12 protein-coding genes and 1 tRNA gene are annotated in these 12,135 nt (G+C 69.2%); 8 read left to right on the forward strand and 5 right to left on the reverse strand.

Features of this window, described 5'->3' with window-relative positions:
• The first annotated feature begins 100 nt into the window (after positions 1-100).
• The 3 genes from BJY22_RS04495 (at position 101) to BJY22_RS04505 (ending at position 4,139) form a co-directional block, all read left to right on the forward strand.
• Positions 101-694: a hypothetical protein gene (locus tag BJY22_RS04495; protein WP_167203894.1), complete on the forward strand. Its 594-nt coding sequence runs from the start codon at positions 101-103 to the stop codon at positions 692-694.
• Positions 691-1,929 (forward strand): hypothetical protein, encoded by a 1,239-nt coding sequence (locus BJY22_RS04500; RefSeq protein ID WP_167203895.1) that lies wholly within the window; start codon positions 691-693, stop codon positions 1,927-1,929. Before BJY22_RS04495 ends, BJY22_RS04500 begins: the two co-directional genes overlap by 4 nt.
• Before the next feature lie 326 nt (positions 1,930-2,255).
• On the forward strand, positions 2,256-4,139 hold the full coding sequence (locus tag BJY22_RS04505; protein ID WP_167203896.1) for a phosphoenolpyruvate carboxykinase (GTP): 1,884 nt from the start codon (positions 2,256-2,258) through the stop codon (positions 4,137-4,139).
• A gap of 61 nt (positions 4,140-4,200) precedes the next feature.
• Here the strand turns inward: BJY22_RS04505 and BJY22_RS04510 are convergent, their stop codons facing one another.
• Positions 4,201-4,857, reverse strand: coding sequence for a phosphoribosyltransferase (locus tag BJY22_RS04510; protein WP_167203897.1), 657 nt, complete (start codon positions 4,855-4,857; stop codon positions 4,201-4,203).
• 48 nt (positions 4,858-4,905) lie between these two features.
• Positions 4,906-5,145 (reverse strand): hypothetical protein, encoded by a 240-nt coding sequence (locus BJY22_RS04515; RefSeq protein ID WP_167203898.1) that lies wholly within the window; start codon positions 5,143-5,145, stop codon positions 4,906-4,908.
• A 152-nt stretch (positions 5,146-5,297) separates the two neighbouring features.
• Between BJY22_RS04515 and BJY22_RS04520 the strand changes: the two genes are divergently transcribed.
• Positions 5,298-6,176 carry an LLM class flavin-dependent oxidoreductase gene (locus tag BJY22_RS04520; RefSeq protein ID WP_167203899.1) on the forward strand — a complete coding sequence of 293 codons (879 nt, stop codon included), beginning with the start codon at positions 5,298-5,300 and terminating at the stop codon, positions 6,174-6,176.
• Between the two features lie 275 nt (positions 6,177-6,451).
• Here the strand turns inward: BJY22_RS04520 and BJY22_RS04525 are convergent.
• Positions 6,452-6,541, reverse strand: a tRNA-Ser gene (locus tag BJY22_RS04525).
• Positions 6,542-6,915: 374 nt separating this feature from the next.
• Here BJY22_RS04525 and BJY22_RS04530 point away from each other — a divergent pair.
• The 4 genes from BJY22_RS04530 to BJY22_RS04545 all read left to right on the forward strand — a co-directional run bounded on the left by BJY22_RS04530 (position 6,916) and on the right by BJY22_RS04545 (position 10,998).
• Positions 6,916-8,496 carry an LCP family protein gene (locus tag BJY22_RS04530; protein WP_167203900.1) on the forward strand — a complete coding sequence of 527 codons (1,581 nt, stop codon included), beginning with the start codon at positions 6,916-6,918 and terminating at the stop codon, positions 8,494-8,496.
• A gap of 70 nt (positions 8,497-8,566) precedes the next feature.
• The gene (locus tag BJY22_RS04535; RefSeq protein ID WP_167203901.1) at positions 8,567-9,541 is read left to right on the forward strand and encodes a hypothetical protein; all 975 of its coding nucleotides are present in this window, start codon (positions 8,567-8,569) and stop codon (positions 9,539-9,541) included.
• A 34-nt stretch (positions 9,542-9,575) separates the two neighbouring features.
• Complete coding sequence (locus tag BJY22_RS04540; protein ID WP_167203902.1) at positions 9,576-10,034, forward strand: intracellular growth attenuator family protein; 459 nt, start codon at positions 9,576-9,578, stop codon at positions 10,032-10,034.
• A gap of 4 nt (positions 10,035-10,038) precedes the next feature.
• The gene (locus BJY22_RS04545) at positions 10,039-10,998 is read left to right on the forward strand and encodes an alpha/beta fold hydrolase (RefSeq protein WP_167203903.1); all 960 of its coding nucleotides are present in this window, start codon (positions 10,039-10,041) and stop codon (positions 10,996-10,998) included.
• Here BJY22_RS04545 and BJY22_RS04550 read toward each other — a convergent pair.
• A complete protein-coding gene (locus BJY22_RS04550; RefSeq protein ID WP_167203904.1) occupies positions 10,995-11,564 on the reverse strand; it encodes a hypothetical protein in 570 nt (189 codons plus the stop codon). The genes BJY22_RS04545 and BJY22_RS04550 overlap by 4 nt on opposite strands.
• A gap of 75 nt (positions 11,565-11,639) precedes the next feature.
• Positions 11,640-12,122, reverse strand: a complete 483-nt coding sequence (locus tag BJY22_RS04555; RefSeq protein WP_167203905.1) for a hypothetical protein — start codon at positions 12,120-12,122, stop codon at positions 11,640-11,642.
• Between the last annotated feature and the right edge of the window lie 13 nt (positions 12,123-12,135).

Here is a 12,135-nt window from a genome sequence, read left to right on the forward strand (position 1 = left end):
ACCGGATCGCCGGGCGGCGGAACCGGCCTGGGGTGGCGTTCGTCTAAGGCGGGGCGCCTGATGGGGAAGGAAGGACCTTCGCGTGGTTAGGGTCGCGGGCATGGGTAGTCGGCTGGTGCGGCGTACGGCGATCGGATGCGGTGTGGCCGCACTGGTCGGAGGCGGTGTCGGGTTCGCGGTCGGTGAGCCGGTGACGCCGGAGGACATCCAGCCGGCGCGGGCGCTGCCGAAGGACCTGTGTGCGCGGATCGGCGACGTGGCGAGCCTGTTGCCCAAGGCATCGGGTGGTGGCCCGGTGACGATGACGCAGGGCGGGACCACCGCGATCACCTGCACGGCGGGCAGCTCGCGCGCGAAGGTGCGGGCGTACACGTCGGCGAACGTGAAGGTCACCGTCACGGCGTACGGCGGACGCGACGCGGGCGCGGGCAACCCGCCGTTCACGCCGGAGCAGATGGCGAAGCGGACGTTCAGCCGGTCGCCGATCAAGGCGGTCGACCAGGACCGCCCGTACCCGACCAAGGTCAGCCGGACCGAGAGCGGTCTGGCCGGTGAGTCGTGGACCGTGCACGCGCTGGTGCAGCGCGCGGACGTCGTCGTCCTGGTGAACTACACGGCCAACCCGATCGGGGCGGACAGCGCGCAGCAGGCCGCGCTGGCCCTCGCGGACCGGGCCATCTGGGAGAGCAAGTGAGTGACAGCGCGCCGGAGATCCCTGGCTACCAGTTCGATCAGCGCATCCTGCAGCACCCGCTGGCGGAGTTGTGGCACGGGCGGACGTTCACCGGGATGGAGGTCGTGGCGCTCGTCCTCAGCGACGACGGCGCGCGGAACAAGACGGTCGTCGACCGGCTCGCCGGCGCGAGCCGCGACGCCGCGCTCGTCCCCGGCCGGCAGGAGACGCCGCTGTGGGCCGCCAACTTCAACTCCGCCCGCCCGTACGCGATCACGCAGCTCGTCCCGGGCCAGACCGGCGCCGAGCGCCTGATCGACCCGCTCGACGGCATCGTCGGGAACGACGAGGAGTCGCTGCGGGTGATCCGCGAGCAGCTCAGCCGGTACGGCGCAACGCCGCCGACCCTCCCACCGGGCGACACCCCGCACCAAGGCAACCAGCAGCAGGGCATCCCGTCGTACGCCGACCACCCGGAGCAAACCGCCGCGCCCCAGCAGGACGGCCAGGCACAACAGCCGCAGTCGAAGATCGACGTCGCACGGCAGTACCGGCACAAGATCGGTGGCTGGATCTACGGCGTGGTCGCGATCGTCGTGCTGATCGTCTTCAGCGTCGCCTACTCGATCGGTACCGCGATCGGTGGCCTCACGAAGGACGAGTCCACCGAGGCCGCGCCGCCGCCGGCCGTCAGCCCGCAGCCGTACCCGTCCGCTGTCCTGATCCCGGCGATCGACCGCGTCACGACCGCGCCGTACAAGCGCCCGGACGGGTCGGCCGGTGTCTTCGGCGCCACGTACCCGGCCAATGCCGACGTACAGGTCGTCACGAACGCCGAGCTCCCGTTCGCGATCGGCTGGCCGCGGCCGCCGCAGGTGGACTTCCTCGGTGAGTCCTCGCAGCTGATCCTCCGGCGCATCGTGACGAAGACCGAGCACGACCCGGGCGGCCTGAGGAACGCGTTCCGGGCACAGTTGGCGCTGCATCCGTGCGCGAGCCTGGCGAAGTGCCTGGCCGACCGGCCGGCGTTCGACCAGCAGTGGACGAAGATCTACAAGACGACCGCGCCGGCCACCGCGAAGGACGCGCGGACCTGGCTGACGGTGTCGACGAAGGCGCCGTACACGATCACGATGACCAGCGCCTTCCACAGCGGCGGTCAATGGTGGCTGGTCGGGGTCATGGCCTACGGCCAGACCGGCGAGGCCGCGGACATCCAGCGGCTCGTCAACGACATCTGGCGGCAGACCAGCTGACACACCGAAAAATCTCCTGGAAAGGCCCGCGCAACCAGCGCGGGCCTTTCTCTTTTTCACAAGCGACACCGGAAAGCGATTGTCGCGAAAACTTTGTGACCGGGTTCACGTCCAGGCGGTTCTCAGACCCACATCGCGTCGCGTACCGTAGTACCACTTGCACACTGGTATGTATCCACTGGATTGACTGGTATGCGACAGATCACACCGCCAGCAAGCTGCATCGCACCGCCGGAGACCCCGGCGGCCGTCGCCGTACCGCCTTTCAGCGTCGAGGGGCCGGGATGAGCGCCGGGCCCGAACAGCCGAGAGGGAATGAGCCGCGAATGACGACAACCGCCAGCCCGACCCATACCGACGCCGACCTCCGAGCCGACACGGACTCCCTCCCCGCCGAGGACCGCACGTACGACCTGAGCAACGCCCCCACCCGCCACGCCGGCCTGCTGCAGTGGGTCGCCGAGGTGGCCGCGCTGACGCAGCCCGACCGGATTCACTGGGTCGACGGTTCGGACGCGGAGTACGCGAAGCTCACCGACGGGCTGATCGCGGCCGGCACGATGGTCCGGTTGAACGACGAGAAGAAGCCGAACTCGTTCTGGGTCCGCACCGACCCGTCGGACGTCGCCCGGGTCGAGCAGCGGACGTTCATCTGCTCGCTCGAGGAGAAGGACGCCGGCCCGACGAACAACTGGGTCGCCCCGGCGGAGATGAAGGCGACGCTGACGGAGCTGTACCGCGGTTCGATGCGCGGCCGGACGATGTACGTCGTCCCGTTCTGCATGGGCCCGCTGACCGCCGAGAAGCCGATGTTCGGCGTCGAGATCACCGACTCGGCGTACGTCGTGGCGTCGATGCGGATCATGTGCCGCACCGGCGCCGAGGTACTCGAGAAGCTCGGCGCCGACGCGCCGTACGTCCCCTGCCTGCACTCGGTCGGCGCGCCGCTCGAGCCCGGTCAGCAGGACGTGCCGTGGCCGTGCAACGACGAGAAGTACATCGTTCAGTTCCCCGAGGAGCGGGCGATCTGGTCGTACGGGTCCGGGTACGGCGGCAACTCGCTGCTCGGCAAGAAGTGCTACTCGCTGCGGATCGCGTCCGCGATGGCGCGTGACGAGGGCTGGCTCGCCGAGCACATGCTGATCCTGAAGCTGATCTCGCCGGAGAAGAAGGTGCACTACATCGCCGCCGCGTTCCCGAGCGCCTGCGGCAAGACCAACCTGGCGATGCTCGACCCGACCCTGGAGGGCTGGGAGGTCGAGACGCTCGGCGACGACATCGCCTGGATGCGGTTCGGCAAGGACGGCCGGCTGTACGCCGTGAACCCGGAGTTCGGCCTGTTCGGGGTCGCCCCCGGCACCGGCTGGAAGACCAACCCGAACGCGATGCGCACGATCGAGAAGGGCAACTCGGTCTTCACGAACGTCGCGCTCACCGACGACGGCGACGTCTGGTGGGAGGGCTACTCGCCGACCCCGCCGGACCACCTGACCGACTGGAAGGGCCGCGAGTGGACGCCGGCCTCGGGCGAGCTGTCCAGCCACCCGAACAGCCGGTTCTGCACGCCGATCAAGCAGTGCCCGATCATCGCCGACGAGTACGACGACCCGAACGGCGTACCGATCTCGGCGATCATCTTCGGCGGCCGCCGCGCCACCACGGTCCCGCTGGTGACCGAGTCGCGGGACTGGGCGCACGGGGTGTTCATGGGCGCGACGCTGTCCTCGGAGACGACCGCGGCGGCGGTCGGCCAGGTGGGCGTCGTACGGCGTGACCCGATGGCGATGCTGCCGTTCCTCGGGTACGACGCGGGCCAGTACTTCGACCACTGGCTGACCGTCGGCAAGGAGCACGACGCGGCGCAGCTGCCGAAGATCTTCTACGTGAACTGGTTCCGCAAGGACGAGGCGGGCAAGTTCGTCTGGCCGGGCTTCGGTGAGAACAGCCGGGTGCTGAAGTGGGTCATCGAGCGGATCGAGGGCCAGACGGACGCCGTCGAGACCCCGATCGGCCGGGTGCCGACCGCGGACGCACTCGACGTCACCGGGCTGGACCTGACCGAGCAGGACCTGCAGATCGCGCTCGACGTGGACGTCGAGGAGTGGAAGGCCGAGATCCCGCTCATCGAGGAGTGGTTCGCCAAGCTCGGCGACACCGTCCCGGCCACGTTGAAGGTCGAGCTCGACAACCTGAAGGCCCGTCTGGGCTGACGATCTCCGGCCGCCGAGTCGGAAGCCGGCGGCCGGACCACCACAGTGCGGCGCCCTGGGGTCATCCTTCGGGGCGCCGCGCTGTGCTGTCCGCGAGGACCTGGCGGACCTCGTCGTCTCCGACCGGCGAGAAGTCGCGGTACGCCTGCCCGACCGCGCTGAAGTACTGCGGGATCCACGCGCAGACGACCTGGTCCGCGACCTGCGACAGTCGCCGGCAGCAGTCGATCCCGCCCACGGGTACTGCCACGATCACGCGCGCCGGCCGATGTCGTCGTACCGCTGCCACCGCCGCGCGCATCGTCGCGCCGGTCGCGAGGCCGTCGTCGACCAGGATCACCACGCGATCCCGTACGTCGATCGGCGGCCGGTCACCGCGGTACGCCTGCTCGCGCCGGCGGAGCTCGCCGACCTCCTCCTGCCGGACCGCCTCGATCGTCTCGGGGTCGACGCTGCGCGCCACCGGCTCGTTGCGGACCACGTGCAGCTCCTCGCCGACGCCCGCGATCGCGCCCATCGCGAGCTCCGGCTGTCCCGGCAGACCGAGCTTGCGGACGATCAGTACGTCGAGCTCCGCGTCCAGGGCGTCCGCGACCGGGGCCGCGACGGGTACGCCGCCACGCGCCAGCCCGAGTACCAGGACGGAACCGTCGACCGTGCCGAGCTCCTCGGCCAGTGCGCGGCCCGCGGCCGTCCGATCGAGGTACGGCCTCCTCATAGCGCCCATGATCCACGGACGGCGGCGGCATGCGAATCCCTCACCGGGTCAGAGGTGCCGGACCGTCGTCACACTGACCCGATCGGCCGGGACCCGGACCGTCTGCTCGGTCCCCGTGTTGTCCAGGAACTGAACGAGTGCGACCCAGCCGTCGGCGCAGTGCAACCGGCCGATCAACCACGCCGGTGACCAGCCGTCGTTCAGCTGGACGAGCACGTGCGCGGGCAGGTCCACGCCGAGAAGCGGCCGGGGATCACCTGCGGATGTCGGCACTGCGAGAGCGGTCATCTGTCATCACCTCTCGAGATCCGGATGCCCGCTCCTCACCGCGACGTCGCACGCCAGGCGGCTGCAGGTACCCAGGAAATGTTTCGGGCACGGCACCGGACTGTCACGACATCGACCCGATCGGCACGCCACGGTGTGGGTACGTTGAGCGCATGAAAATCGGCGTGATGCTGCCCCTCGGCGGCGGGGACGGACCAGGCGGCGGGATGCCAGGCTGGAAGGACGTGCGCGCGGTCGCCGAGGCGGCCGACCGGAGCGGCCTCGATTCGGTCTGGCTCGCGGACCACTTCCTGTACCGCGACCCGGAGGACAGGGTCTACGGGATGCACGAGAGCTGGACGCTGCTGAGTGCGGTCGCCGCGGTCACGGAACGGGTCGAGATCGGGAACATGGTGCTGTGTGCGTCGTTCCGCGATCCGGGTCTGACCGCGAAGATGGCGGCGACGCTGGACGAGGTCTCCGGCGGCCGCCTGATCCTCGGCGTCGGCGCGGGCTGGCACGACCCGGAGTACGAGACGTTCGGGCTGCCGACCGACCACCGGGTCGGCCGCTTCGCCGAGTGGCTGGAGATCGTCGCGAGGCTGATCCGCGGCGAGACGGTCACGTACGACGGCACGTACTACAAGGTCAAGGACGCCAACCTGGACCCGGCCCCACCGCACCGCATCCCGATCCTCGTAGCCGGCCACCGCCCGCGCATGATGCGCCTCACAGCCCAATGGGCCGACGCCTGGAACACCGCTTGGTACGGCGCCCCGTCGCTGAAGGTCGAGGAACGCCTCGAAACCCTCCGCCAGGCCCTGGAAATCGCGCAACGCCCCACCGACGAGGTAACCCGAACCGTAGGCATCATCGTCCGCGACCCCGACCACCCCGTACCCGACCCCAGCCCCAACGCGATCGCCGTACAAGACCTCCCCGAAGCCCTGCACTCCTACCACCAACTAGGCGTCCACCACACAATCATCTCCCCCGAACCCATGACCCCCAGCACCGTAGAAGCAATAGCCCAAGCCAAAACCGCCCTATAACCACCCACCAGAAGTCGCGGGGCAGCCAGAACAAACACAGACGCAGGCGCGGAGCAGTCCCACGCGGGCGGAGCGGTTCGGCGCGGAGCAGTCCCAGGCGGGCAGCGCGGTTCGGCGTGGGGCAGTCCCACGCGGGCAGCGCGGTTCGGCGTGGGGCAGTCTGGCGGGGGGGCCGGGGGGCGGAGCCCCGCCGGGCGGGGTCTGGGGGTTGCACCCCCAGAAGACATGGCCGGAGCTCCTTGCCCGCGCGTTTCGCGGGCAAAGAGCTCCCAGAGCGGAGGCGGCGGGATTTGAACCCGCGAGAGGGGGTTACCCTCAACCCGCTTAGCAGGCGGGCGCCATCGACCGGACTAGGCGACGCCTCCTCCGACGTTCCCCGTACGGGGACACGACGACGGCCAAGACTAGCCGCTCGACCGGGCCGCGAGCAAAGCGGGCCCCGGCCGCGAGCTCGCCCCGGGTTCGGCTGCGAGCTCGGCCCGGGTTCGGCCGTGGGCTCGGGCTGGGTTCGGTCGGGTGCCGGGCGGGAACTTGGTAGGAGTGTGGCCGGTTGTTGCCACGGCGTGTGGTGGCGGCGGCACGTTCGGTGTGTCGACCGGTGGATGTGTACGCTGGCGACCATCGACGGGGGTCGCCGGCACACGTCAACCAACTGGCTGTCGTGGGCGTCTGAAGTACCGTGGGCTGCTGCACGCGGCCGACGGATGGGTAGTGACGTCGTCGATCAGGGAACGGAGCTATGTCGCGGAGTAATCGCGCAGCCGGTCGGAGGGCAGCACCTCGCCCCCACCGATCCCGGCCCCGCTCGCACCGCGCCCGGACGGCGTCGAAGGCGATCGGCCTGACTCTGGTCAGTGCCCTGTTCCCCGGCTCGGGGCTGATGATGGGCGGCCGGAAGAAGCTCGGCGCGTTCGTCCTCACGATCAGCGTCGGACTGCTGTTGATCGGCGCGTACGTCGGTCTGACGCACCGCGATTCGGTCCTCGCGCTGCTGGTGTCTCCGCGGCAACTGCTGATCGCGACCGCCGCCGTCGTCGTGCTCGGCGTGTGCTGGATCTGGGTCGTGGTCGCGTCGCACAAACTGCTCCGGCCGGTCAGCATGACCTACACGGGCCGGTTGGCCGGCTCGATGTTCGTCGGGTTGCTGTGTTTCGCGATCGCCGTACCGACGACGGTCGCGGCGCAGACCGTGATGGCGCAGCGCGGCCTGGTCGGCGATGTGTTCAAGTCCGAGGGCGATTCGAAGAGCGCGACCCGGCCGAAGGTGAACAAGGGCGACCCGTGGGCGAAGACTCCCCGGCTGAACCTGCTGCTGCTCGGCGCGGACGACGGCGTCGGCCGGACCGGTGTCCGGACCGACACGGTGATCGTCGCCAGCATCGACACCAAGACCGGTGACACCGCCCTGATCTCGCTCAGCCGGAACTGGATGCGGATGCCGTTCCCGGAGGACTCGCCGCTGCACAAGGTGTACCCGGACGGCTACTGGGACCCGAACCTGGGCAACGTCGAGCAGCCGGAGTACTACCTCGACGCGATGTACGAGAACGTCCCGAAGGCGCACCCGGGGATCCTCGGCCAGACCGACAACGAGGGCGCGGACGTGGTCAAGCTGGCCGCGAGCGCGGCGCTGGGCCTGGACATCGACTACTACATGCAGGTCAACCTGGCCGGCTTCCGGCAGATCATCGACGCGCTCGGCGGGATCACCGTCAACGTCAACTATCGGGTGCCGATCGGCGGCGACTACGGCGCCGGCCCCGGGTCGAACTCGGAGCGGAAGCCGACCGGCTACATCGAGCCGGGCCCGAACCAGAAGCTCGACGGGTACCACGCGCTGTGGTTCGCGCGCGGCCGGTACGGGCTGAGCGACCCGTCGCGGCAGGAGCGGCAGCGCTGCACGATCCACGCGCTGGTGAACAGCGCGAACCCCCAGACGCTCGTGACGAAGTACCAGGAGATCGCGAAGGCGGGGAAGCAGCTGCTGCGCACCGACATCCCGCAGGAGATCCTGGGTGCGTTCGTCCAGCTCGCGCTGAAGGTGAAGAACGCCAAGGTCACCAACATCGACTTGGACAAGAGCAAGAACTTCCCGACCGGCAAGAACCCTGACTACACGGCGATGCAGGAGATCATCCAGAAGGCGATCGCCCCGAAGGCCAACCCGGCGCCCACGACGCCGAAGCCGACGAAGAAGCCGACCAGCACCGCCACCACCACGAAGAAGCCGACCACCGCGCCGAAGGCGACCCCCACGCCGGGTGCCGCGCAGAACCTGGCCGACGCCTGCGCCTACGACCCGAGCCAGACCGGCAACTGATCCGTTCCGGTGAACCCCTCCCGGGGAAGGATTGGAGCACAACAGAACCGGGTCACACCTGGGGGTGACTGTGAGGCGTTCCACGGCGGTTGTGATCGGGGTCGCGGTCCTGGTCTGCGCGGGCTGCAGCGGCAAGGCGGAGAGTGCTGACGCGCCCCAGGCCGGGAGCACGGCGACCAGCGCACCACCGTCGTCGTCGGCTCCCCCACCGGCGGCCAAGCCGACGCCCGCACCGAAGCCGAGCCCGATGGCGCTCTCGGTGCCGATGTACCAGCGCGCGCTGACGAACGTCGAGAAGGTCCTCCGGCCGTACGTCGCCCGGGTGATGAACGCGAAGACGGTCGCCGCCTTCGACGCGTCCCGCGCGCAGCTCGCGGGCGCCGTCGTACTCGAACGCTCCGAGCTCGCGAAGATCACGCCGCCGCGCGGTCTGGTGTCCGCCCATCCACAGGTCCTCGACGCCTTCGACGCGTACGCCGGGGAGGTGAGCGTGAACCTGGCCAAGGCCGGGGAGACGAAGACCGGTTGCGGACTGCCGAAGGGTGTGGACGTCCGGCTGTACGAGGCGAAGACCGGGGTGCGGACCGCGTTCGCCGGGCTCGCGCAGAGCGTGCAGAAGTCGATCGGCAAGGGCGTGAAGTTCGGCGCGCTGTCGGTGCCCGCGAAGCCGGCCGCGCCGGCCGTGATCGGTGGCCGCGGCGAGAACGGTGACGTGTTCCAGCGGTCCGGGCCGCGGGGTTCCGGTTCGCTCCGGATCACCAACGCCGGCGCGGACATCGTGGTCGTGGTCACGGCGAGCAACCCGCGCAAGCCGATGGCGTCGATCTACATCCGGGCGAACAAGTCGGCGACGCTGAACGGGATCCGTGGTGACTACTGGGTCTACTACAAGTCCGGGACGAACTGGGACGCGAGGAACAACCGGTTCACCGAGGACTGCTCGTACGCCCGGCTCAACCGGTTGCTGGACGGGTCGTACTCCTGGTCGCTGACGCTGAAGTCGGTGGCCGGCAACACGACGGAGTCCGAGACGGAAGCCTTCTGATCGCCTCGCCCCAGGCGGATGAGATCCTGTGCCGATGCGTACGACGTACCGGATGCGAGCGGGACGGTTCCTCGGGATCCTTGCCGCCGGGCTGATCATTCTCGGGGTGGCCGCGGTGCTCTGGGCCCTGGGGCTCCCGGGCGTCGCGGTGTCGGTGTTCCTCACGCTCGGCGGGCTGATCGCGCTCGCCGGCCTGTGGATCCTGGCCCGGCCGCCGAAGGTCGCCCGGCTACGCGACCAGGACATCGAGGTTCGCGGCCTGCGTACGCGCTGGACCGACATCACCGAGGTCGGCCGGGTCGAGACCACGCACGGCGAGGCGATCGTGCTGCGGACCAAGCAGCCCGACCAGCCGATCCTGCTGCCGATCTCCTGGCTGGTGCCCAAGCAGGTCGAGACGCTGGAGACCACGCTGCGCGACAAGCTGAACGCGGCCCACGGGTACACCATCTGGGACGGGACTGCCCCCGGGGACACCGACGGCGCAGAATGATCCGGTGCTTTCCTTCGAGCTGTCGTACGACGAACTGCTGACGTACCAGGGCACGAACCCGCGGCCCGCGGACTTCGACGCGTTCTGGGACAAGGCGCTGTTGTCACTCGATGACGTTCCGGCCGATGCCGAGTTTGTCGACGCCGACGACTTCCCGCTGACGACCGCGGTGGCCCAGCACCTGTACTTCACCGGGACCGGCGGGTACCGCGTGCACGCGAAGGTGATCCGCCCGACCGAGCCGACCGGGCCGGCCGTGCTGCTGTTCCACGGGTACGGCGGTGAGCAGCCGAAGTGGGTCGAGCTGCTGCCGTACGCCGCGCGCGGGTACACGGTCGCGGCGCTGGACGTGCGGGAGCAGGTCGGGTTCCGTACGCCGTCGCAGGAGCGGAACACGTTTTCGCTGCATCACCATCTGGTGCACGGGCTGGACGACGGACCGGACGGGCTGCTGTACAAGCATGTCTTCCTGGACACGCGGCGGCTCGCCGACATCATCGGCGGTCTACCCGAGGTCGACGCTGCGCGGATCGCGACGACCGGGTGGAGCCAGGGCGGCGGTCTGTCGCTGGTGGCGGCCGCGCTGACGCCGACGATCAAGTACGCGGCCAGCGTGTACCCGTTCCTGTGCGACTACCAACGGACCTGGGACCTGAACCTGGAGACCGGTCCGTACGACGAGATCGTCACCTGGTTCCGCAAACGCGACCCGCGGCACCTTCGCCAGGACGAGGTCTTCACCACCCTCGGCTACATCGACGTACAGCACCTGGCCTCCCGCATCCAGGCCGAGGTGACCTTGTTCGTAGGCCTCGAGGACCAGGTCTGCCCACCCTCAACCCAATTCGCCGCCTACAACAAGATCCAGTCCGCGAAGGAACTCCGCACGTACCCCGACTTCGGCCACGACGACCTCCCCGGCGCCCACGACGACATCTACCAACTCATCGGCACCAAGCTCTAGGGCCGGATCCATGGCTCGTTCATCGAGTGCCGGACGATCTCGTAGACGATGCGTTCGTCCTGCCGGCGTTCGATGGCGGCGATCCACGCCTGGGACAGGTCCTCGGGCTCGTCGCCGACGAGAACCACGATCCGGTTCCGGAGGGTGTCCCAAAATCCGGCCAGCGCCCCTTCAGCCGGTCCCCACTCGTGAGCGTTGGGGAAGATGTCGTCGGCGAGTTCGAGCAGTTCCTGGCGGGAGTAGCGGACCGACTCGAATTCGATGGTGAAATCGGCCGGCTGAGCCAGTACTGCCTGCTTCACGCGCTCCACCTCCGGGTCCGAGCCGTCGACGGCGCCGACCAAGCGGACGGTGAGGACGCGCGTCCGGTGATCCCAGGACAGCCCTCCGTCGGGCACCGGCCCGTTGTCGACGATCGACTGGATCGCGTCGGTCTGCTCCAGGACGTCGGCTTCGCCTGTGATGTCGAGCAGCACCGGTTCCTCGTTCGGCGGAACACCTTTCGTCCTCGCCACCTCGTAGCGCCCGGGGTACGGCGCGAAGTTCGGATCGTCGGTGCTACTCATCGGGTCCGCCTTCGCCGGTAGAGCGGATGGTTTGGAGGGTGATCCTGGGGTCGTGGAGCTGGTTGATGGCGCGGATCAGTGTGGCGGCGTGCTTGTAGTCGGGATCGACCTGCAGCAGAACGCGGTTGATGGTGGGGTCGAAGCCGCCGCCGATACCTGACGCCCGGCCCAGCGGTGTTGGTTCTGGAGAAGTCTGTCCGCGAGGGCCTGCAACTCCATGGCGGAGTACTCAACCTGGACGAACCTGACGTGCATCCCCGTCGCGCTCTTCCCGATGATCGACCTCGCGTGCTCGAGGGCAGCGGCGGTGGTCATCTGCACGGTGAGCGTCTTCGCCGAGGCGCTCCACAACATCGCGCCGTCGTACGCCGCCAGCGGTTTCAGCAGCCCCGCAAGGCGATCCCGCTCCACCGACAGCTCGGCGTCCCCGGTCACATCCAGCGGAACCACCTGCTCAGCCCGCGACGTCACCTCGCGCTCATCAGCAGCAGCCCCAGTCACAAGCGACCCGACCAGCACCACCCCGGCCCCCACAACGACAACCACCCGCATCCCCACACCGCGATGCTAG

It is taken from the genome of Kribbella shirazensis (assembly GCF_011761605.1).
Classification (GTDB): domain Bacteria; phylum Actinomycetota; class Actinomycetes; order Propionibacteriales; family Kribbellaceae; genus Kribbella; species Kribbella shirazensis.

Bases quoted from the DNA above. Each gene is read 5' to 3' on its own strand.
- BJY22_RS04495 (WP_167203894.1), top strand. From the start codon at position 101: ATGGGTAGTCGGCTGGTGCGGCGTACGGCGATCGGATGCGGTGTGGCC.
- BJY22_RS04505 (WP_167203896.1), top strand. From the start codon at position 2,256: ATGACGACAACCGCCAGCCCGACCCATACCGACGCCGACCTCCGAGCC.
- BJY22_RS04510 (WP_167203897.1), bottom strand. From the start codon at position 4,857: ATGAGGAGGCCGTACCTCGATCGGACGGCCGCGGGCCGCGCACTGGCC.
- BJY22_RS04515 (WP_167203898.1), bottom strand. From the start codon at position 5,145: ATGACCGCTCTCGCAGTGCCGACATCCGCAGGTGATCCCCGGCCGCTT.
- BJY22_RS04520 (WP_167203899.1), top strand. From the start codon at position 5,298: ATGAAAATCGGCGTGATGCTGCCCCTCGGCGGCGGGGACGGACCAGGC.
- BJY22_RS04530 (WP_167203900.1), top strand. From the start codon at position 6,916: ATGTCGCGGAGTAATCGCGCAGCCGGTCGGAGGGCAGCACCTCGCCCC.
- BJY22_RS04540 (WP_167203902.1), top strand. From the start codon at position 9,576: ATGCGTACGACGTACCGGATGCGAGCGGGACGGTTCCTCGGGATCCTT.
- BJY22_RS04550 (WP_167203904.1), bottom strand. From the start codon at position 11,564: ATGAGTAGCACCGACGATCCGAACTTCGCGCCGTACCCCGGGCGCTAC.